General features: G+C 67.8%; 21 protein-coding genes. 10 read left to right on the top strand and 11 right to left on the bottom strand.

From position 1 onward, the window contains the following. Positions 1 to 68: 68 nt before the first annotated feature. Positions 69 to 1562, bottom strand: coding sequence for an HNH endonuclease (locus B141_RS45825; protein WP_084678378.1), 1494 nt, complete (start codon positions 1560 to 1562; stop codon positions 69 to 71). 423 nt (positions 1563 to 1985) lie between these two features. Here B141_RS45825 and B141_RS0118805 point away from each other — a divergent pair, with 423 nt between their 5' ends. Next, on the top strand, positions 1986 to 2573 hold the full coding sequence (locus B141_RS0118805) for a GNAT family N-acetyltransferase (RefSeq protein ID WP_026257357.1): 588 nt from the start codon (positions 1986 to 1988) through the stop codon (positions 2571 to 2573). 37 nt (positions 2574 to 2610) lie between these two features. Here the strand turns inward: B141_RS0118805 and murD are convergent, their stop codons facing one another. The 3 genes from murD to B141_RS0118790 all read right to left on the bottom strand — a co-directional run bounded on the left by murD (position 2611) and on the right by B141_RS0118790 (position 5740). Further along, complete coding sequence (murD, locus tag B141_RS0118800) at positions 2611 to 4020, bottom strand: UDP-N-acetylmuramoyl-L-alanine--D-glutamate ligase (RefSeq protein WP_020576735.1); 1410 nt, start codon at positions 4018 to 4020, stop codon at positions 2611 to 2613. Between the two features lie 8 nt (positions 4021 to 4028). After that, positions 4029 to 4811 (bottom strand): HAD family hydrolase, encoded by a 783-nt coding sequence (locus B141_RS41445; RefSeq protein ID WP_020576734.1) that lies wholly within the window; start codon positions 4809 to 4811, stop codon positions 4029 to 4031. Between the two features lie 116 nt (positions 4812 to 4927). Beyond that, positions 4928 to 5740: an ArsR/SmtB family transcription factor gene (locus tag B141_RS0118790; protein WP_020576733.1), complete on the bottom strand. Its 813-nt coding sequence runs from the start codon at positions 5738 to 5740 to the stop codon at positions 4928 to 4930. A 266-nt stretch (positions 5741 to 6006) separates the two neighbouring features. Between B141_RS0118790 and B141_RS0118785 the strand changes: the two genes are divergently transcribed. Together B141_RS0118785 and B141_RS0118780 are read left to right on the top strand one after the other, a co-directional pair. After that, positions 6007 to 7743, top strand: a complete 1737-nt coding sequence (locus B141_RS0118785; protein WP_020576732.1) for an ABC transporter ATP-binding protein — start codon at positions 6007 to 6009, stop codon at positions 7741 to 7743. A gap of 76 nt (positions 7744 to 7819) precedes the next feature. Then, positions 7820 to 9826 carry an ABC transporter ATP-binding protein gene (locus B141_RS0118780; RefSeq protein WP_051114114.1) on the top strand — a complete coding sequence of 669 codons (2007 nt, stop codon included), beginning with the start codon at positions 7820 to 7822 and terminating at the stop codon, positions 9824 to 9826. Positions 9827 to 9843: 17 nt separating this feature from the next. Here the strand turns inward: B141_RS0118780 and B141_RS0118775 are convergent, their stop codons facing one another. After that, complete coding sequence (locus tag B141_RS0118775; protein ID WP_020576730.1) at positions 9844 to 10290, bottom strand: MarR family winged helix-turn-helix transcriptional regulator; 447 nt, start codon at positions 10288 to 10290, stop codon at positions 9844 to 9846. Positions 10291 to 10347: 57 nt separating this feature from the next. Between B141_RS0118775 and B141_RS0118770 the strand changes: the two genes are divergently transcribed. From B141_RS0118770 to B141_RS0118755, 4 genes are all read left to right on the top strand, one after another. Further along, on the top strand, positions 10348 to 10854 hold the full coding sequence (locus B141_RS0118770) for a MarR family winged helix-turn-helix transcriptional regulator (RefSeq protein ID WP_020576729.1): 507 nt from the start codon (positions 10348 to 10350) through the stop codon (positions 10852 to 10854). Positions 10855 to 11003: 149 nt separating this feature from the next. Continuing rightward, positions 11004 to 11405: a YciI family protein gene (locus tag B141_RS0118765; protein WP_020576728.1), complete on the top strand. Its 402-nt coding sequence runs from the start codon at positions 11004 to 11006 to the stop codon at positions 11403 to 11405. 10 nt (positions 11406 to 11415) lie between these two features. After that, positions 11416 to 12660, top strand: coding sequence for a sigma-70 family RNA polymerase sigma factor (locus B141_RS0118760; protein WP_020576727.1), 1245 nt, complete (start codon positions 11416 to 11418; stop codon positions 12658 to 12660). A 121-nt stretch (positions 12661 to 12781) separates the two neighbouring features. Continuing rightward, entirely contained in the window at positions 12782 to 13693 is a 912-nt protein-coding gene (locus B141_RS0118755; RefSeq protein ID WP_020576726.1) for an NADP-dependent oxidoreductase, read from the top strand. 71 nt (positions 13694 to 13764) lie between these two features. Here B141_RS0118755 and B141_RS0118750 read toward each other — a convergent pair whose 3' ends face one another. Beyond that, on the bottom strand, positions 13765 to 14370 hold the full coding sequence (locus B141_RS0118750; RefSeq protein ID WP_026257354.1) for a helix-turn-helix domain-containing protein: 606 nt from the start codon (positions 14368 to 14370) through the stop codon (positions 13765 to 13767). Between the two features lie 76 nt (positions 14371 to 14446). Between B141_RS0118750 and B141_RS0118745 the strand changes: the two genes are divergently transcribed. Next, positions 14447 to 15466, top strand: coding sequence for an NAD(P)/FAD-dependent oxidoreductase (locus B141_RS0118745; protein WP_202805830.1), 1020 nt, complete (start codon positions 14447 to 14449; stop codon positions 15464 to 15466). A gap of 10 nt (positions 15467 to 15476) precedes the next feature. On the opposite strand, the gene B141_RS45820 is transcribed toward B141_RS0118745, so the two are convergent. The 4 genes from B141_RS45820 to B141_RS0118725 form a co-directional block, all read right to left on the bottom strand. Continuing rightward, complete coding sequence (locus B141_RS45820) at positions 15477 to 15929, bottom strand: CoA-binding protein (RefSeq protein ID WP_020576723.1); 453 nt, start codon at positions 15927 to 15929, stop codon at positions 15477 to 15479. 42 nt (positions 15930 to 15971) lie between these two features. Beyond that, positions 15972 to 16796 (bottom strand): VOC family protein, encoded by an 825-nt coding sequence (locus tag B141_RS0118735; RefSeq protein ID WP_020576722.1) that lies wholly within the window; start codon positions 16794 to 16796, stop codon positions 15972 to 15974. Then, the gene (locus tag B141_RS0118730) at positions 16793 to 17152 is read right to left on the bottom strand and encodes an ArsR/SmtB family transcription factor (RefSeq protein ID WP_020576721.1); all 360 of its coding nucleotides are present in this window, start codon (positions 17150 to 17152) and stop codon (positions 16793 to 16795) included. Before B141_RS0118730 ends, B141_RS0118735 begins: the two co-directional genes overlap by 4 nt. A gap of 155 nt (positions 17153 to 17307) precedes the next feature. Beyond that, positions 17308 to 18150, bottom strand: coding sequence for a pentapeptide repeat-containing protein (locus B141_RS0118725; RefSeq protein WP_020576720.1), 843 nt, complete (start codon positions 18148 to 18150; stop codon positions 17308 to 17310). A gap of 38 nt (positions 18151 to 18188) precedes the next feature. Here B141_RS0118725 and B141_RS0118720 point away from each other — a divergent pair, with 38 nt between their 5' ends. Beyond that, on the top strand, positions 18189 to 19448 hold the full coding sequence (locus B141_RS0118720; RefSeq protein ID WP_084678373.1) for a sigma-70 family RNA polymerase sigma factor: 1260 nt from the start codon (positions 18189 to 18191) through the stop codon (positions 19446 to 19448). Between the two features lie 29 nt (positions 19449 to 19477). Here the strand turns inward: B141_RS0118720 and B141_RS0118715 are convergent, their stop codons facing one another. Next, positions 19478 to 19831, bottom strand: coding sequence for a winged helix-turn-helix transcriptional regulator (locus B141_RS0118715; RefSeq protein WP_040421736.1), 354 nt, complete (start codon positions 19829 to 19831; stop codon positions 19478 to 19480). A 157-nt stretch (positions 19832 to 19988) separates the two neighbouring features. Between B141_RS0118715 and B141_RS0118710 the strand changes: the two genes are divergently transcribed. After that, a complete protein-coding gene (locus tag B141_RS0118710; protein ID WP_020576717.1) occupies positions 19989 to 20879 on the top strand; it encodes an NAD(P)-dependent oxidoreductase in 891 nt (296 codons plus the stop codon). Positions 20880 to 20898: the final 19 nt, after the last annotated feature.

Raw genomic sequence — 20898 nt, 5'->3', positions numbered from 1 at the left:
GAAATCCCTTTTCTGTAAGGGTTTTCGAGCCTGCTGTCTTGTTTGCTTGTCCCGCTTCCCCGCGTTGGCTAGAACGGTGGAGGATCGGGATCGTCTGGTTCGACGGGATCGGTGAGTCGTGGCGGGGTCACCTGATACTTCCGTCCGTGTGGGTCGGTGTAGGTGAGGTGGCCTGGGCTGGTTTGTTCGACTTTCCAGTGGCCTTCGGTTTTGACGCGGTGGTGGCGTCGGCATAGTGGTGCCATGTTCGCGACGGAGGTTTCGCCGCCTTGGGCGTAGGGTTTGGTGTGGTCGAGGTCGCAGTTGATGGCTGGGCGTCTGCAGAGCATCCAGGTGCAGCGTTGGTTGAGTGACTGCACGAACTCTGCCGGGAGTCCGCGGAGGAAGCGTTTCGCCAGTGGATGCAGGCTCAGCAGCTGCCCGGTGACCGGGTGGGTGATGCCGATGGTGAACATGGCGTCTGGGTTGTCGAGGTGGTTGGCGATGAGTCGTCTCGCTACTTCGGTGAGCACGGGTCCGAACCCGCCCAGCTCCGCTGGCCGCTCCGCAAGCTCGAACAGTGTCGTGATCGGCACGTTCAGCTGAAGCTTCGCCTTGATCGCCGCTTTCCAGGACCGGAACGCGGCCGGGATCTCCTGCTCTGGGATTGGTTCCCGGTCAGCGTCGCCACCCGGACCGCGTCCGGGTTCGCCGCCTCCCATGGCCGCGTCGCTCTCACCAGTTGCTCCGTTATTGCGGGCCTGACGTGCGGGCCGGTCCAGCGGGTGGGGGTAGGTGGCGGGTTTACAGTCCTCACACGGGCAGCCCGCAAGGTGGTGGTCGTGGTCGCACCCGGTGTGCCGGCACCCACCCTGCCCGGCGGCAGATTCCTCCTGCGCACCCTCAGCTTCGGAAGAGCTGTCGGCGTTGTTCTGCTCCTCGAGCAGGTCGTCAAAAGACCCTTGACAAGGGCCGGCGTCCCCGCCGTCCTCCCCGGCGCCGTCCTCCCCGGCACCGTTCTCGCAGTCGCAGTCCTCGCCGGAAGGGTTTCTCTCTTTGCCGACTTCTGGAGCGCTGTCGCAGATGAGGACGTCGGCTTCGCCGGAGAGGAGGGAGATGGCGATNTCGGCGCGTAGTTGGGGGAGGGTGCGTTCGTCTCCGCCAGATTTCATGGTGCGGGCGATCGCATCCAGAAGCGCCCAGGCTTGCGCTGCCCGGTCGTGAGGGATGCCGTGCAGGCGCACGGTGGAGACGTTGTCCACGTCGGGGTAGACAGCTACACCGCGGTCTTCGCGGGCCTTCTTGTGGCGTTCTTTGGCTGCTTCGGGGTTGATCTTGATGATTTCGGCTTCAACGTAGAGCCGTAGCAGCCCGCCCCGCAGTTTCAGCACCTCAGGGAAGATCGCCGCATCCACCGCTGCACGGTCAGCTGGGGGTAGGAGGGTGAGCCGGTCGACGATCGTCCGAACCTCGGAGAATTCGAGTTCACCGCGTTCCAACGCACCGCGGGTGTTCGGCAGATCAGACAACGCTAACGCGATGAGCATGAACTGATCGGCACGGTAGTTGGTCCACCCCAACATCGGCGACAACAGTTCAGCAGCGCGCGCAGCGCGCGGCTCCGGCCGAGACGAGCGTTCCGCCTCATCATCCTTGAAGCAGGGCGGGCAGTGCGCCAGGACCTGTGTGTCGCCAAGGCTCAGTGCTTCAGCCCAGCGGGCAACCTTGCGGCCCGCGCGGACCAGCTCCCCCACCTCAGACCCGTTACAGGCGTCCCGATCGACGCCAGCGAGCGGCCACCAACTCCGGACCGGGAAGCATGTCGCCAAACCCGGGCGGGAGCGGAGAGATCCGCACACCATCGTCGTCGCTCATGCGTTCGATCCTACCCCGTCAAGATCACCGCCACAGCCAGTGAGGGTCAACAAATGGCCTTATTTATAAGGCAATTCCTCGGATCGGACGCGCCCAAGGCGAAGTTGGCGGAGCCGGTCTAGAATCGACGGGTGCTGCGACCTAGCTTGCCTCTCGAGACCGCGCGACTCACGCTGCGCCCGTTCTGTGCTGATGACCTCCACCCCCTACATGCGATGCAATCGTTGCCAGAGGTAGCCCGGTATCTGTACTGGAGCCCTCGGACCCTCGACGAGGTCCGCCCAGCGCTCTACAGGAAGACCCAGGAGACATTTCTGGAGGGCGAGGGACAAGGTCTCTCCTTGGCGGTGGTCCTGCGGGAGACTGGAGCGCTGTTGGGTGATGTCAGCATGACGTTGCGGAGCCGCGAGCATCGTACGGGTGAGGTCGGCTACGTCTTCCATCCCGACTGCGGAGGTAAGGGCTACGCGACGGAGGCCGCCGAGGTCATGCTTCGGCTCGGCTTCGAGGAGGCGGGCCTGCACCGCATCATCGGCCGCCTCGATGGCCGTAACACCAAGTCCGCTCGACTCCTGGAGCGCCTCGGCATGCGGCGGGAGGCACACTTCGTACAAAACGAGTTCGTCAAAGGGGAGTGGGCCGACGAGGTCGTTTACGCCATCCTCGATCACGAATGGAAAGCCCGCCAGGCCGAGTCCCCGACTCCTGCGGCGGGATAAGAAGCCCCGCCCCTGGCCGAAGCCCATCTAGACGTGGTCAATGAGTTCGGGCGCGGACTGCCTCTACGAAGGCGTGTCCGCGCTCGAACTCGTTCAGGAACAAGCCGAAGCTCGCACACCCGGGCGAGAGCGTGACGCAGGTGGCATCCGTCGAGGCAGCGAGGTCGATCGCGGCCGCGACAGCTTCGTCCATCCCATCGACCCGTACCACGGGATGCGAGAGGTGGCACTCCTGAAGCTCCCGCGCGAGTTCCGTCGAACCAGCGCCAGGAAGGAGTACGACGATCGCGCCGGTCTCCTCGATCGCCTTCGCCATCGGCGCGAAATCCGAACCCTTGCTGGCCCCGCCGCAGATCAGCACGACCCGCTCGTCAGACAACGCCCGCAGCGACGCCGCGGCGGCGATCGGTGCCGTGGCCGCGGAGTCGTTGATAAAGGCGATCTGGCGCCAGGCGCCACAATGCTGCAGCCGGTGATCCACGGGTTTGAGCTGGGGGACGGCCTTGCTGATCTCAGCCGGGCTCCGGCCGTTGGCGTACGCCGCCGCGGCCGCGAACGCCAGGTTGACGCGGTTGTGTACGCCGAGGAGCCCGAACTCCGCGAAGCCGCAGAGTTCCAGCGCGCGGCCGTCAGCATCGGTCCACGTCACCCCGTCCTCGCCGATCTCCACGACCGCGAAGGGGCCGAAGGCACTGGCGGGAAAGGGCTGGGCGGAATCGCGCACGAACACCTTCCGCGACGGAACTGACGTGCACATCGCGGCTAGTTCGCCATCCCATCCAGGAAGGATGGTCCATCCATCCGCCGTTTGCCCCATCGTCAAGGATGCCTTGACGCGGCGGTACTCCCTCAGCGACCCGTAACGGTCCAGGTGGTCGTCGGCGACATTCGTGATCACCGCCACGGCCGGTGACCACCCGACATCGGCCCGCGCCTCGAGTTGCTGGGCCGAAATCTCCAACAGGACCTGATCATCGGGCGTGAGCTCATCCAGGAGATCGATAGCCGACAAGCCCATGTTGCCCGCGATCCGCACCGGGCTGCCGTCAGACTCGAGGAGCTGATGGAGCAAAGCGGTGGTTGTCGTCTTGCCCTTGGTGCCAGTCACCGCGGTGATCGGGGCAGGGCAGTGCCGGACGAAATATCCCACCTCCATCTCCACCTGCTTGCCCAGTTCGCGAGCAAGACGGAGGAGGGGCGCGTCCGGACGGACACCGGGGTTGCGGACCACGATGTCGGCCCAATGGACGTCTTCGGGACGGTTGGTGCCCAGGACGTACTCCGCGTCGAGGTCAGACAGGGCGTCGAGAGCCGGCCGCAACTGCTCGGGCGTACGTAGATCAGTGATCCGCACCTGCGCGCCACGGCGAGCGAAGTACCGAGCCATTCCGATGCCGCCGCCGAGGAGTCCAAGACCTAGGACGAGCACCTTCGTTTCCGCGCCCACAGCAAACCTCACTCCGGGACAACATCGCCAGCGCCGCCAGCGGTGTTGGCGGCGGCCGATCCGTGGCCGTTGGCCCGGGCGGCGGCGAAGAGTACGTCGTTCAACGGCATCGCATCCATCGACGGGAGCCGCAGGTCTGCCGCGTCAAGGGGGAGTTGCCTGGTCATCTGGTTGGGTACGGCCACACAGAAGAGCCCGGCGGCCTTGGCCGCGGCGACGCCGTTCGGTGAGTCCTCGAGCGCGATCGCCTGCGCCGGGTGCACGCCGAGCGCCGCGGCGGCAACCCTGTAGAGCTCCGGGTCCGGCTTCGTCCGAGCCACGTCGTCGGAGGTCCTGATGGCGTCGAAGTACGTGTGGAGCCGGAGCCGCTGAAGGTGCCCGTCGACCCACCGCCTGCTCGAACTGGAGGCGAGGCCCACCTTGAGCCCGCGCCGCCGCGCCTCGTGGATGTACGCTTCGACGCCCGGCAGGACGGTCTGCGCCGCGATGAGCTGGTCGCAGTGGGCACGACGGGCGGCCTTGATGACGGCGCGGTCGACAGGTTTGCCGTACTCGCGTTCCAGATGCGCGTACGGATCCCAGCCGTGGTCAGAACTCCCGATGCACTGCGCCCAGACCTCGAGCCGGAGCACGGAATCGTGAGCGCTGAAGATCGCCTGCCAGGACTCGAACTCCGGGACCTCGGTGTCGAGGATCAGACCGTCGAAATCGAAGATCAACGCACGGATCGGCGCGCCGGGAGAACCCGGCTCGGATAGCTCGCTCGGACTCCGGTAACCCTCGGCAGGCATGGTCCTCCTTGGCGGGCAGGCGGTCGGTTGCCGTGACCGGGCCAGCTCCCCGACGGACCGGTTGGCGGCGCCGACGATCCGTCGGCGCCGCCCCATTGTGCCTGCCGCTGCGAACCTCAGGCGCCTGGTTCGACCGGAAGCGAGACGGCGGGGAGGGTGTCGCCGGTCTCGAGCAGCGTCTTGAGGTCGGACAGCAGGTGCGGCCACCCCTCGCTGCACATCGTCACCAGCTGACCGCCCGGCTCGAAGTCGTCGTGTACGACGGTCAACTTGGCGATCGGCCCGAGGGGTTCGATGGTGAAGGTGACCTTCGACCGGCGTTCACCGGCGAGCTTGTTGAGGGCCTCGTCATCGAACCCGTGACCTTTGGCCCACTCGGGGGTGAAGGTGTGCCAGGTGTAGGAGAGCCGGCGGTAGGGGTCGGATTCGAGGACCACCTGCGCGGGGTCGGCGGTCCTTGCCCCCGCTTCGTCCCAGACCATCGTCGAACCCACCTTCCAGTCCGACTCGAACGTCAGTCCCCAGTAGCGACTGGTGAAGGCCGGCTCGGTGAGTGCCTGCCAGAGGCGTTCGGGGGTGGTCTTGATGTAGGTCGTGTAGACGAACTCGGTCGCGCCCATGGGTTCCTGCTCCAATGCTGATTTCAGGTCGGCGAGTGCGTGCACGCGCGCGCGGTCGTACTGGTTGATCCAGCGGTCGGCGATGGCGTTGATGGGCTCGGCATTGAGGTAGTGCAACTTCTCCCGCCCCCGCCACATCGTGGTCACCAGGTTGGCTGCCTCCAGCACCGCCAGGTGCTTGCTGACGGACTGCCGTGCCATGTCCAGTCCCGCGCACAGCTCGCGCAGGGTCTGGCCGTTCTGGGCGTTCAGACTGTCGAGAAGCCGGCGCCGGCTCGCGTCCGCGAGCGCCTTGAAGACCTCATCCATATCAGCCCGTCCATTCCCAAACTGTCTGTCCGCTGCCAAACATGCAGCCATTTGGCTGCCTAAACCATAGGCAGCCAGATAGCTGCATGTCAACGCCTGGCGATCAGGTCCGGGCTGGTCGCGGGCGTTCCTCTGCGGAGCGAACGACCGTGTTCCGCCCCAAACCGGATGGCATCGATGCGGGTATGTTGCGAAAATCCCAGCATGATCTGAGATTGTTCGGACTGGTACTTCGCCCCGTCTCTGCTTCGACCCGGAAGGCCGCTGTGCTGATCCGACTCCTGCGCGCGTATCTGCGCCCCTACGCCAGGCCCATCACCCTGGTAGTGGTCCTGCAGCTCCTGCAGACACTCGCCACGCTGTATCTCCCGACCCTGAACGCCGACATCATCGACAACGGCGTGGTCAGGGGCGACATCGGCTACATCATGCGGACCGGCGGTGTCATGCTCGCCGTGACTCTTGTGCAGATCCTGTGCGCGTGTGCGGCCGTCTACGTCGGGGCCCGTACGGCGATGGCGCTCGGCCGGGACGTACGCGCCGCGATTTTCGGCCGGGTGCAGGACTTCTCGATCCGCGAGGTCGGGCAGTTCGGCGCACCGTCGCTCATCACCCGGACCACCAACGACGTCCAGCAGGTCCAGATGCTGGTGCTGATGACCCTCACCCTGATGGTGTCGGCGCCCATCATGTGCGTGGGCGGCATCCTCATGGCGCTCAACCTGGACGTACCGCTGTCCGCGCTGCTCCTGGTCGTCGTACCCGTCCTGATCCTTGCCGTCAGCCTCATCATCCGGCGGATGCGGCCGCTGTTCCGCGCGATGCAGGAGCGCATCGACATGGTCAACCGCGTGATGCGCGAGCAGATCAGCGGCATCCGGGTGATCCGTGCGTTCGTCCGCGACGAGCACGAGCACGCGAGGTTCGCCGGGGCCAACACCGAACTCATGTCCGTCTCCCTCGGCGTCGGCCGCCTGATGGCGCTGATGTTCCCGACCGTCATGGCGGTCATGAACCTCTCCAGCGTGGCCGTCATGTGGTTCGGTGCCCACCGGATCGACGCCGGCTCGATGCAGATCGGTGCGTTGACGGCGTTCCTGAGCTACCTGATGCAGATCCTCATGTCGGTGATGATGGCGACGTTCATGTTCGTGATGGTGCCGCGGGCCGAGGTCTGCGCGGAGCGGATCCAGGAGGTCCTCGACACCGAGTCGAGCGTCACGGTCGCACCCCGGCCGGTAACGGAGCTGCGCGGCGGTGGGCACCTCGAGATCCGCGACGTCGACTTCCGTTACCCCGGTGCCGAGGAATCCGTGCTTCGGGGAATCAGCCTGGTCGCCCGTCTGGGCCAGATGACCGCGGTGATCGGGAGCACCGGCAGCGGCAAGACCACCCTGCTCAACCTCGTCCCGCGCCTCTTCGACGCCACCGGTGGTGCGGTGCTCGTCAACGGGGTCGACGTTCGCGAGCTCGACCCGGCCGTACTGGCCCGCACCGTCGGGCTGGTGCCGCAGAAGCCGTACCTCTTCTCGGGGACGATCGCGTCGAACCTTCGGTACGGCAATCCCGACGCTACCGACGAGGAACTCTGGCGCGCCCTCGACGTCGCCCAGGCGCGCGACTTCGTCGGGCAACTGTCGGAGGGACTCGAAGCGCCCATCGGGCAGGGCGGCAGCAACGTCTCGGGCGGGCAGCGACAGCGCCTCGCGATCGCCCGGGTCCTGGTGGCTCAGCCGCGGATCTACCTCTTCGACGACTCGTTCTCCGCCGTCGACTACGCCACCGACGCCGCCCTGCGAGCGGCGCTGGCCCGGGAGACCAGCGACGCGACCGTCGTGGTGGTCGCCCAGCGGGTGTCCACGATCCGCCACGCCGACCGGATCATCGTCCTCGACGAGGGCGAGGTCGTGGGCACCGGCACTCACGAGGAGTTGATGGCCGCCAACCAGACCTACCGGGAGATCGTCCTCTCCCAGCTCACCGAGCAGGAGGCGGCGTCATGAGCGAGCGAAGCGAGCGAATCATTCAACACAGCGCGATGGGTGCCTCATGCGCGCCCGCAGCGAAGCGAGGACGCGCATGAGCGAGCAAGGCGAGCGGAACGAAACCGAGCGGCCGTCTGGTCCACCGCGCCGCGGCCCGGGTCCGGGGCCGGGCGGCCCGGGCGGAGGTCCCGCCGCGATGATGCGCGGCACCATGCCGACCGAGAAGTCCATGGACTTCAAGGGCTCCAGCGCCCGACTGCTCCGGATGATGAGCCCCGAACGCCCGCTCGTCTGGGCGGTCCTCGCGCTCGGAATCCTCAGTGTGGGCTTGTCGGTCACCGGCCCGAAAATCCTCGGCCACGCCACGGACCTGATCTTCGCCGGTATCCTCGGCGGCCGCCTCCCGGCCGGCACGACGAAGGAGCAGGCGATCGACGGCCTGCGCTCCCGCGGCGACGACACGCTTGCCGACATGATGTCCTCGATGGACCTGGTGCCGGGCCACGGCATCGATTTCCAACAGGTCGGGCTGGTCCTGCTCGGGGCGGCCGCGCTCTTTGTGGTGGCGTCGTTCCTCGCCCTCCTGCAGGGTCGCCTGACGACGAGCATCGTCCAGCGGATGGTGTTCCGGCTGCGCGAGGAGGCCGAGACCAAGCTGGCCCGCCTACCACTCAGCTACTTCGACCAGCAGCCGCGGGGCGAGGTGCTCTCGCGTGCCACCAACGACATCGACAACATCGGCCAGTCCCTGCAGCAGGCGCTCAGCCAGATCGTGACCTCGCTCCTCACGATCGTCGGCGTGCTGGCCATGATGGTCTGGATCTCGCCGTTGCTGGCCCTGGTCGCCCTCGTGACCGTTCCGGTCTCGGTGGTGGTCGTCATGGTGATCGGCAAGCGGGCCCAGCCGCAGTTCCTCCAGCAGTGGGCCACCACCGGCAAGCTCAACGCCCACATCGAGGAGATGTACACCGGCCATGCCCTGGTGAAGGTCTTCGGCCGGCAGCGGGAGGCCGCGCAGACCTTCACCGAGCACAACGACGCGTTGTTCGCCGCCAGCTTCAAGGCGCAGTTCATCTCCGGCATCATCCAGCCGGCGATGATGTTCATCGGCAATATCAACTACGTGCTGGTCGCGGTGATCGGCGGCCTGCGGGTGGCGTCCGGCACGATGTCGCTCGGGGACGTGCAGGCGTTCATCCAGTACTCCCGGCAGTTCAGCCAACCCATCACGCAGGTCGCGTCGATGGCCAACCTGCTGCAGTCCGGCGTCGCCTCGGCCGAGCGCGTCTTCGACCTCCTCGACGCCGAGGAGCAGGAGCCCAACCCACGCTCGCCGCTGCGCCCGGAGCGGGTGACTGGCCGGGTGGCGTTCGAGAACGTCTCCTTCCGCTACGACCCGGACAGGCCGCTGATCGACGACCTGTCGCTGTCGGTCGAGCCCGGCCACACGGTGGCGATCGTCGGGCCGACCGGTGCCGGCAAGACCACGCTGGTCAACCTGCTGATGCGGTTCTACGAGGTCACCGGCGGCCGGATCATGCTCGACGGCGTGGACATCGCGAAGATGTCCCGGGACGACCTGCGCGGGCGCATCGGCATGGTCCTGCAGGACACGTGGTTGTTCGGCGGCACGATCGCCGAGAACATCGCGTACGGCGTCGGCGACGTGCCGCGGGACAAGATTGTCGCGGCGGCGCAGGCCACCCACGCCGACCGCTTCATCCGCACCCTCCCCGACGGCTATGACACGGTGATGGACGAGGAGGGCTCCAACGTCAGCGCGGGGGAGCGGCAGCTGATCACGATCGCCCGGGCGTTCCTGACCGAGCCGGCGATCCTGGTGCTGGACGAGGCCACCAGCTCGGTCGACACGCGTACCGAGGTGCTCATCCAGCACGCCATGACCTCGCTTCGCGCGGGCCGGACCAGCTTCGTCATCGCCCACCGGCTCTCCACGATCCGCGACGCCGACGTCATCCTGGTGATGGAGTCCGGCCAGATCGTGGAGCAGGGTACGCACCAGAAGCTGCTGGCCGCGGGTGGTGCGTACGCACGCTTGTACGCCGCGCAGTTCGCCCAGGCGGTCGCCGAGATCGACTGACAAGCCCGGGAAAGGACTCAGACCGGCGACGCGACCTGACTGTCCCGCGGGGTCTCCAGGTTGTCGGCCATGCGTCGCAGCACCCGCAGGGTCTCCTCATAGTCCTGCGGGGTCAGTCCGTCGAGCATCCGCGTGCGGACGACCTCGATGCGCCCGGCCACGTTGGTATGTGTGGCTGTGCCGTCGGGCGTCAGCCGGTAGGACCTGACGGCGTCCTGCGCGATCCAGCCGCGCCGCTGCAGATCGTCGATGACCTCTTCCAAGGTGAGGGCACCTTCGGTCCAGAAGGGCTCCAGCGCGTGGGCGAGGACCGACACGTCCGCGGCGGAGCGGTGGAGCACGTTGAGCGCCTGCCAATGCCGTCGGGACAGGCCTTCGTGCGCCAGCGCGTCGTCGAACGCCGCCTCGATGAGCCGGTGCAGGTGCTTGAGCCAGTACCCGATCGGCCGTTCTAACCTGGTCATAAGACCTCTACATGTAAAGTGACAACTAGATGTCCTGCATTATGTATTGGAGCAGTCGTGCCAGGCAACAGCGGTGACAGGAACGCGGATGTCAAGGCCGTCGAGCAGGCGATGGTGAGCCTCCGGCGCAGCATGAGCCGGCGGACACTCGCCCGGGCGGCGGAGCGGGCACCCGGGCGGCGCGGCCGGCAGGATACGGCGGTCCCGGCAGCCAACACGGCGGCGTTCGAGGTACTCGATGCGGTGGAGGCGGCCGAGCAGGCAGGTGTGCCATTCACCGTGTCCGGCGTGGCCGACGCCCTCCAGGTCGATCAACCTCGCGCGAGCAAGCTCGTCGCCGCCGCCGTCGAAGCCGGGCTGGTACGCCGGGAGGCTGATCAGAGCGATGGGCGGCGTGCCCTGCTGGTCCGCACCGCTGCCGGGCGGGCTCTGTCGGAGCGGGTCCACAGGTTCCGCCGGTCAGTATTCTCATCGGCGATGTCCGGATGGTCCGAAACCGATCGAGCGGAGTTCGCTCGGCTGCTGACGCGGTTCGTCGACGGCCTCAGCCGGCAGGCTCGCTGACGTCCGCCGGCAAGCGGGAGAAGCCGCGGGCACCCGGCCTCTAGTGTTGAGCCGAGAAAAGTGGTCGGTGGATGTCCGGGATGGTCCGACGGCCTCGACGTCTCTGGTGAGCGGCACCGGAGCGGTGCCGGCGGACGTAGGGAGAGACCATGAAGTACATGATCTTGCTGTATGGCTCGCAGCGGGACTACGACGTCCTGGCTGGCCGGCCCACCGACAAGCCCGCGATGTCCCCGGAGGAGGTCGCGGCCATGCACGACTACATGGGGTCCTATCACCAGAAGCTCGTCGAATCCGGCGAGCTCGTCGGCGGCGACGGCCTCACCGCTCCCGTCCACGCACGGCGGGTCCAGCTGCGCGGCGGCGTACCCGTGGTCACCGACGGGCCGTACGCCGAGACGCAGGAGGTCCTCGCCGGCTTCACGATCGTCGAATGCGAGAGCTTCGACCGGGCGACCGAGATCGCCGCTGGCTTTGTGAACCCGAACGCCGAAGGGGAGTACGTCGACGTCCGGCCGATCGCCGGGGGTCGCGACGAGCTGGAGCTGTAGGGCGTCCCCTGTGATCGAGCACCAGGTCGAGGACCTGCTGCGCCGGTTGGCGCCGCAGGTCCTCGGTGCGGTCGTCCGCCGGTTCGGGCATTTCGACCTCGCCGAGGACGCCACGCAGGAAGCGCTGCTGGCCGCCGCGACCCAGTGGCCGAAGGACGGCGTACCAGACAGTCCACGTGGCTGGCTCGTCACGGTCGCGTCGCGCCGGCTGACAGACCTGCTGCGCAGTGAACAGGCCCGGCAGCGTCGCGAGGACGCTGTCGCCCGGTGGACCCTTCCGGACGCGTGGGTCGCGCCCGCCGCCGATCGACCGCCGTCGGAGACTGACGACACGCTGATCCTGTTGTTCATGTGCTGCCACCCCGCACTGTCGCCGGCCTCGCAGATCGCCTTGACCCTCCGGGCGGTGGGTGGCCTGACCACGGCGGAGATCGCCCGCGCGTTCCTCGTGCCGGAGTCGACCATGACGCGGCGGATCAGCCGGGCGAAGCGACTCGTCAAGGACAGCGGGATTGCGTTCCGCCTGCCCGCGGACTCGGAGCGGACGGAGCGCCTCGACGCGGTACTGCACGTGCTCTACCTGATCTTCAACGAGGGGTACGCGAGTACGTCCGGTCCGACCCTGCAGCGCGTCGAACTGGCAGCCGAGGCGATCCGGCTGGCCCGCATGGTGCACCGCCTGCTGCCTGATGACAGTGAGGTGGCCGGCTTGCTGGCGCTCATGTTGCTGACCGACGCGCGCCGCCCGGCGCGGACCGGACCCGACGGCGCGCTCATTCCGATGGCCGAGCAGGACCGAAGCCTCTGGAACGCCGACTCGATCGCGGAGGGCGTGGCGCTCATCACCGCCGCGCTCCCTCGGGGAGCGACCGGACCGTACCAACTCCAGGCGGCGATCGCGGCTGTCCACGACGAGGCGCCGAGCGCCGAGGAGATCGACTGGCCGCAGATCCTGGCGTTGTACGAACTCCTGCTTCAGGTGTCTGACAATCCCGTGGTGGCGTTGAACCACGCCGTCGCGGTGGCGATGGTGCGCGGCGCCGAGGCGGGGCTCGCGCTCCTTGGTGAGCTTGCGGCCGACGGCCGGATCGCCGAGGACCGCCGGCTGTATGCGGTCCGCGCGCACCTGCTGGAGATGGCTGGCGACAGCGAGGCGGCGTACGACACCTATCTGGAGGCGGCCAGGCGTTCGACGAGCCTGCCACAACAGCGCTACCTGCACGCCCGAGCCACCCGCCTGACCGGCGACCAGTAGGGCCGCCGCCCGCCGGTTTCTGGTCGGGTTGACCTCAAGGTTGCTTGAGGTTGCAGGATCGGCGATACGTCAGGCGCGACCGAGGCGCGCCATCTCCGTGTTGCAGGAAAGGTGAACCCCCGTGAAAGCAGCGGCAATCAACTCGTTCGGAGGCCCCGAGGTCGTGGAGTTGTTGGAGGTGCCGACCCCCGAAGCGGGCCCCGGTCAGGTGCGCGTCCGGGTCAAGGCGGCCGGCATCCAGCCCTTCGACTGCGAGGTCCGACGAGGGCTGACCCTGCCCGGGCACGACCCCTCCTTCCCGCGCAAGATCGGCAACGACTTCGCCGGTGTCGTGGACCAGGTTGGAGAGGGTTCCGAGGGGTTCCCCGTCGGCAGCGAGGTGCTTGGATGGGCACTGTTAGCCAGTCACGCTGAGTACGTCGTCGTCCCCATCGAGCAGATCGTGACCAAGCCCGCAGGGATGTCGTGGGAGGTCGCGGGAGCTTTCTCTGCCTCGGCCCAGACCGCGCACACCGCCGTCGAGCAGCTCAAGGTCGGCCGGGGGGACACCTTCCTGGTCCACGCGGCGGCCGGGGGCGTAGGCACCGTGGCCGTGCAGGTCGCTGTGATCCTGGGTGCCACCGTCATCGGCACCGCCGGCGAGCACAACCACGACTACCTGCGTTCGCTCGGTGCCGTACCTGTGGCCTACGGCGATGGGCTCGTCGAGCGGGTGCGGGCTCTCGCGCCCCAAGGGGTCACCGCCGCCCTCGACGGTATCGGCGGTGCGGCGCTCGACGCCTCGTTGGAGCTCGTGGACGACCGACGGCGAATCGGCACGATCAAGGACTTCGATCGCGCCGGGGAGTTGGGCGTGCTCGCCATCGGCACCCAGCGGTCCGCAGAGCGCCTCGCCCGGCTCACGGCCTGGCACACCGAGGGCAAGCTGCGCATCGAGATCTCGCAGGCCGTTCCCCTGGAGCGCGCGGCCGACGCCCACCGCGCCATGGATACCGGCCACGTCCGCGGGAAAGTCGCAATCGTCGTTCCGTGACAGTGCCTCGGCGTCCAGTTGCGGAAACGAACTCATGCGAGCCCGCTTCGACCTAGGGCCGCGCGACACACCTATTCGGATGGTCCGGGTGGGTGTTTGGTCTTGGGGCGGGCGCGAAGGTGGACGCGTTCGCCCTGCGTGCCGAACAAGCTGAGGAACTCAACGGGTTCGGCATCGGCGGCGCCGAACCAGTGTGGTACCCGCGTATCGAACTCCGCCGCTTCGCCGGGTGAGAGCACCAGATCATGTTCACCGAGGACGACCCGCAGCCGGCCATTGAGGACGTAGAGCCATTCGTAGCCCTCATGGGTCTGCGGATCGGGTTCGCTTCGATGGCTGCTGGCCGGGATCACGAGCTTGTACGCCTGGATGCCGCCAACCCGGCGGGTCAGGGGCAGCATGGTCATGCCGTGGCGGGTGACCGGACGCAGGTGGACGCGCGGGTCGCCGGTGGGTGGGGCGCCGACGAGGTCGTCGAGGGTGACGCCGTGTGCTCTGGCCAGGGGGAGCAGGAGTTCGAGGGTGGGCCGGCGGGTACCAGACTCAAGTCGGGACAGGGTGCTCACCGAGATCCCGGTCGTTGCCGACAGGTCGGCAAGCGTGGTTTGTCGCTGCTGGCGCAGTGTGCGTAGCCTCGGTCCGACCGCGCCGAGTGCTTCGTCGAGGTCGTCTTCCATGCTGCCAGTTTGCCACTTCAGCAACAAGGTTTGCTGCATCGGGCCCCGGGCTCGCATGGTGGTCGCGGAGGTGGTCATGGTGACCGATCAGCTGGGAAACGGCTATGACGTAGTGGTGGTCGGCGGTGGCGCCGCGGGGTTGAACGGGGCGCTGATGCTGGCGCGGGCGCGGCGTTCGGTGGTGGTGATCGACGCGGGTGCTCCGCGCAACGCCCCGGCCGCCGGCGTTCATGGGCTGCTGGCCCGGGACGGGATCCCGCCGGCGGAGTTGCTGGAGCGCGGCCGAGCGGAAGTCCGTCTTTATGGCGGTCACGTGGTGTCCGGCGAGGTCGAGACGATAGCCCGCGACGAAAGCGGGTTCGCGGTGACGCTGGGGGACGGCCGGACAGTTCGTGCCCGCCGGTTGCTGGTGGCCAGTGGGCTGGTCGACGAGCTGCCGGACGTGCCCGGGTTGCCGGCTCGGTGGGGTCGGGACGTGGTGCATTGTCCGTACTGCCACGGCTGGGAGGTCCGCGATCGGGCCATCGGTGTGCTGGCCAGCGGACCGATGTCGGTGCACCAGGCGTTGCTGTTCCGCCAGTTGAGTGCCGACGTCAGGTTCTTCTCCCACACCATGCCGCCGACGGATGAGCAGGCGGAGCAACTCGCCGCCCGGGGCATCACCGTGGTGGACGGCGCGGTGGCGTCCCTGGAGATCGTCGAGGACCGCCTCGTGGGAGTACGCCTGAGCAACGGCACGGTGATCAGCCGCGAAGTGCTGGCCGTCTCGTCGCGAATGGTGGCCCGGGCCATCTTCCTGGCGGCGCTCGGGCTGCGGCCGGTGGAGCACCCGTCGGGAGCCGGTGAGTACATCCCCGCCGACGCGACCGGTCGTACGGACGTGCCCGGGGTCTGGGTCGCCGGCAACGTCACCGAGCTGACCGCCCAGGTCGGTAATGCCGCGGCAGCGGGTGCTATGGCGGGAGCCCAGATCAACGCCGACCTGGTCGCCGAGGAGACCCGCGAGGCGGTCGCCGCCTACCGGGAGCCGTTCTCACCCGCCTCCGAAGCGCGTGTGAGTGAGCTGGTGACAGGCGACCGTCGCCACGGCCTGTGAGTTCGTCGGCCTACCGTTGCGTCGCGCGCTGGCGTACCGCGTCGGCGATGTACGGGTCCTCCACATAGGTCAGCCCGGCCGACTCGACGATGCGGCGCGCCTCGCGCGACTCCTCCTCGGGCGTCCAACACCCGCGCGGATCGCTTTCTCCGGAGCTCAGCAGACCCGACTGGCGCCAGATCGTGGTCGCGCCGAGTTCCTTGGCGGCGGCGACAATCCCGGGGAGTTCGGCAAGGGGACGGAACACGTAGACAAGGTCTGCGCGCTCGGGTGGCTGGCCGGTACGAGTGATCGTGACCTCTCCGTCACGTAGCTCGCTGACGAAGATGTCGTCCGGCTCGGGTCCGCCGTACACCGTGACGGCGTAACCCGCGCGCGTCAGAGTTTCGGGGACATCCCGGGTGGGCCAGTCGTGAACCACCACGCTGGTGGCCGCTTCCAGGATCGGGTCAGGACGGGTCATCGTTACTCCTCTGCTGACACGGCGGCGTGAGGACGGGATAGGTCAGGGCATCGTGGGTCGGGCCTGGGCGAAGGTCCATCGCAGACCTTCCAGGTCCTCGGCGACGTAGGAACGCACGCCGTGCCGGCCGATCTCGGAGACGACCGTGGCCCCGCCCGCCCGGGCATGCGCGAGGTGCGTGTCGAGGTCGTCGACGTACACCCAGGGCAGGTGGGTGACGGCAGCTCGCGCCGGCCGCTCACCCTCCAGGCGGCGAAGAACGACGAGGCAGTCGCCGACGTGGAACTCGATCCACAACGGATTCTCGCCTTCCTCCGGGACCCGGTCGACGTCCCAGGAGCCCAACTGAAACACCCGGCGAAGCCAGCGCGCGGCCGCGGGCGGGTCCTCGTAATGCAACGCCAGGCTGAGCCGGGCGATCTCTCGGGGTGCGCGTGGGGCGGTGTCGCGGCGGCGGCACCAGGCGACGAAGGCCGGGGTCAGGTTCACCCAACCGAAGCCGCCCCTGCTCGGGTCCGCGCCGGGCAACAGATACTGCCGGACGTGGACCCGGGTGCCGCCGTCGATCGGCTCGAAACGTACGTCGGTCTCGGTGTCCTGGAGCGTGCCGCGAAAAACCAGCCGCTGGCCGGGTTCCCAGACGGTGATGCACGCGGTCTCGAGCACGTCGCTGGCAGCCTCGTCATAGACCTCGAGGATCCGGCCACCGACGCCGGGCTCGATCCGGAGTTCGGTCAGGCGGGACGCGTCGTAGAAGTTGATCGGCCCGCGAACCCACCACAGGTCGATCTCGTCGGTGAAGACTGTGAAGGCTGTCAGGGGATCGACGGTGACCTCGACCGCGGCCGAGGCTGACTGCTCTGTCACTTCCGGTCCTTTCGCCGCCGCGCGGCTGTCTGTCTGGTCTCGACGTGGTGCTTGAACGACGCGAGCTGTTCGCTCCAGTGCGCCTGGATTTGGTCGAGCCAGGCCTGGACGGCAACGACCGGCTCGGGTCGGAGCCGGAAGACACGGACCCGGGCGTCGTCTGATCCGCGTTCGTCGGTGACGAGGCCGGCTTCGAGGAGGATCCGCAGATGCCGGCTCATCACCGGGGCCGACGTGCCGACCTCCCTGGCGAGGTCGCCCGCGCGGTAAGGCCGCTCGCCGAGGAGTTGGACGACCTGCCGCCGGGTCGGGTCGGCGAGGACTTCGAAGAAGCCGTCGACGTCATCGTTTGACACGCTGAGGATAGTTGCACATTGCTATAACTATTGTCCACCGGTGATCCGCCCGGTGACGGGCGTTGCGGCGGTGTTTGCGTGCGCGACTCGCCCGAAACTTTCTCCGCGTGGAGGGGCGTCGATCCTTCGGACCCTCAAGGGACCTGCGAGAGTGGCTACCAGTGCGCGGGGCGGTCGAGCGAGCGCGGCAGCCTGGTGGCGGCGTCGCCCTTGGCCGCGTCAACCTGGGCTTGTGTGAGGAAGATGCAGTCGGTCAGGTCGGCGCCCCGTAGATCAGCGTCCCGCAGGTCCGCGCCGATCAGGTCGGCCAGGCGCAGGTCAGCGCCGCGCAGATCAGCCGCGATGAGATAGGCCCCGCGCAGGTCAGCGCCCCGCAGGTCGGCACCCTTGAGCTTGGCGCCCATGAGATCGGCCCGCCGGTGGTTCTTCTGGTTCTTCTTCCGGCCACGGACCTCCGCCCGGACGAGCTCGCTGGCCCGCAGCAGGAGAACGTTCACCTCGGACCGGTGCGCCGCGACGTCGCAGTCCATGAGTTCCTGGACGCTGCCGTGGGTGAGCCGTTCGATCGTCTCCCTCGTTTGCCGGAGCTCCGCGTGGAGAGTACGCGCGGGCGCCAGCGTCAGTGCCTCCGAGATGTACCAGAGGATCTCGTGGAGCTGTCTCATCACGGCAAAGACGCCGAACATCTGCCGGGCGGTGTGCGGGGCCTCCCGCCAGTCCTGTCCGCCGAAGGTGACCTGGGAGACCTTCTGGCCGGCGCCGAAACAGTCGAAGACAGCGCAGCCGGCGAATCCGCTCTGCCTCAGGTGCGTGTGAATCCCGCAGCGGAAGTCCGCCCGGAGGTTGGGGCAGGGTTGACCGACGTCCTTGTTGATGGCGAAATCTGCCGAAGCCGCGAACGGCAACGCGACGCAGCAGAGCGCGAAACACCGACCGCAGTCGGCGCGCAGATCAGCCCGCCCTGCGTCGGAATGTTCTGCTTCGTGCTCGTGGGGCATCGTGGGTGATCTCAGCGTCGGAATGAGTCGTCGGATGGTTGTGGGCTCGCGGGAGCGCCCATCCTCCCAGGCGTCGCCGCCACTGGTCTGTCCGGGGCGCGGGCGCTCGGGCGGTCCATGAGCGGGGAGGGCCTCTGCGATCGATCCGGACGGCAGGTCATCGAAACGGCGCCCCGCACCGTGTACTACGTGATGGACATGACGAAGAGCGGAGACAAACGGCAGACCGCAGGCGAACGGCAGACCGGAGGCGCAACCACGGCGATGAGCTCACCAGCGCCTTCGCGGACCTGTTCCCGCGGGCGGTGCGGTTGGCCCGGCGGATCTTGGTCGATCGCGCGGCGGCCGAGGACGTGGCCGCCGAAGCGATGGCGCGAGCGTTCACCCACTGGGACCGGATCGGCCTGTCGGTCAGCCACCGGACCGGCTGGGTGCTGCGGGTCACCACGAACCTGGCGATCGACGTGGTACGCCAGCGAGAGAGGTCGTCCGACCTGGCCGATCCCGACGTCGGTGCCCCGATGGAGGACGCGGTCGATGACCAGGACGCGCTCACCACCCGACTGACCCTGATCGGCGCCATGCGCGAGCTTCCAGACCGGCAACGGGAGGCCGTCGCGCTGCGGTACCTCGCTGGACTCAGCCAGGCCGAGGTGGCCGAGGCGCTGGGGGTCAGTCCTGGCACCGTCGCCCGCCATGTCAATCGAGGCTTGACGCGGTTACGGGAGCGGGTCGCGGTGCTCGCACCAGCCGCGGGCGACGTACGGGGACTCATCCAGGGAGGTCATGTGAAGGTCAGGGCACTACAGGAAGCGAAGCGGCTCGTAGGCACCGACACGATCGTGGAGGCCCACGTCACGGGAGTGACCCACGGGGGATGGGCGGTGGACATCGGCATCCCCGCCATCCTGAAGGGCCGCGGTCAGCTGGGACCGCCAACCGAATCGCGCGGCCCGATCGGCCAGGACATCGAGTGCGTGATCGTCGAGGTCGACGAGGAGCGCGGCCTGATCGTGGTGTCTCCGCCGCTCCGGCCGGAGGACGCCGAGGTACACCAGCGCCGCCGGGAGCTGATCGCGGCGCTGCGGATTGGAGACGTACGCCGTGGTCGGGTGCGCAGCCTGGTGCCGTTCGGTGCCTTCGTCGAGGTGGGTGAGGTGTACGGGCTCCTGCACAGGTCGGAGCTTGGGAAGCCCGTCACCGATCCGCGCGACGTGCTCCGGATCGGCCAGGAGGTCGAGGTCGAGGTGCTGGCCACCGACGTGGAACTCCAGCGGATCTCACTGCGTCTCCGGTAGTCGCGCGCACGCGGTCGTTGCCGCGCCGATCATTGAAGCTGGTCCCAGGGAATGGTCTCGATCCGCTCGATGTTCTCCTCGCCCCATTCGCCGAGCGGCGCCATCGCGGTGTTGAGCGAGTGACCGAACTCCGTCAGCGAGTACTCCACCTTCGGCGGGACCTGGTGATAGACCTCGCGATGCACAAGGCCGGTGGTCTCCATCTCCCGGAGTTGCAGGATCAGCACTCGCTCGCTGATATCAGGGAGGGCACGCCGTAGCTCCCCGAAACGGAGAGGGCCGTCCTGGAGTGCGAACAGGATGAGCCCCTTCCACTTGCCTCCCATGACGGCGACCGCAGCATCGAGTCCGCAGGTGAACGTGCGCTTCTTCGTCTTCTTCATCGACGCCATACTTACAAGTCTGTCAGTACCCGGCAAAATTGTCGGTACTTGTGAGAATGCCTGTGTAACTCCAGCATGGATCCCACGCCGCGCCGCGGACCACGGATCGACGGCGACGCGCCCACGATCACCCGCTCTCTGTGACTGGAGTACACACATGCCTGAGGACCGCTTGACGCCGGTGACGGTCATTGGACTTGGCTCGATGGGTACGGCGCTGGCCGAAGCCTTCATCAAGGCCGGACACCGCACCACCGTGTGGAACAGAACCACCACCAAGGCCGCGCCCCTCGTCGCGATGGGCGCCGAGCACGCGGCGTCCGTCGAGGACGCGGTGGCGGCCAGTCCGCTGGTCATCGCCTGCCTGACCACGTACGACGACACACGTGAGGCCCTCGAGCCAGCCACCGCGGCACTCGGAGGACGCGCTCTGGTCACCCTGAACAGCGGCTCACCCGCCGGGGCTCGTCAGATGGCCGCCTGGGCTGTCGGCTACGGCGCGAGATTCCTTGACGGGGCGATCAAGAACGTGCCCTCCGCCGTCGGGGCGCCGGACACCCTGCTGTACTACGGCGGCGACAGGACGGTCTTTGACGAGTTCGAGTCGACGCTGAAGGTGCTGGGCGGTGACACAGTCCATCTCGGCGACGATGCGGACTTGGCCGCGCTCTACGAGATGGCCGTCGGCGGCACCTTGCTCCCCGCCCTCGTCGGATTCTTCCAGGGGGCCGCCGCCGTCCAGGCACGCGGGCTCGCGGCGAGCACACTGGTGCCGTTCACCGCGAAGTGGCTGGAGATGATCAACTCCGTGCTGCCGATCTTCGCGCAGGAGATCGACAGCGGCGATTACTCCAAGCCCATGTCCAGCGTCAATCTCTTCGTTGCGGGAATCACCTACGACGAGGAGCTCGGGCAGGAAGCCAATATCGACGTGGCCTGGCAGGCACCTCTGCACGAGTTACTGAGGCGGGCGGTCGCGGCCGGCCATGGCGAGCACAGCATCTCCGCTCTGGTAGAGGTACTCAAGCAGCCAGAACGAATGGCGTGACCTGCCGGATCCGCGTACC

It is taken from the genome of Actinopolymorpha alba DSM 45243 (assembly GCF_000373925.1).
GTDB classification, from domain to species: domain Bacteria; phylum Actinomycetota; class Actinomycetes; order Propionibacteriales; family Actinopolymorphaceae; genus Actinopolymorpha; species Actinopolymorpha alba.
This window is presented reverse-complemented; position numbering and strand designations above follow the sequence as displayed.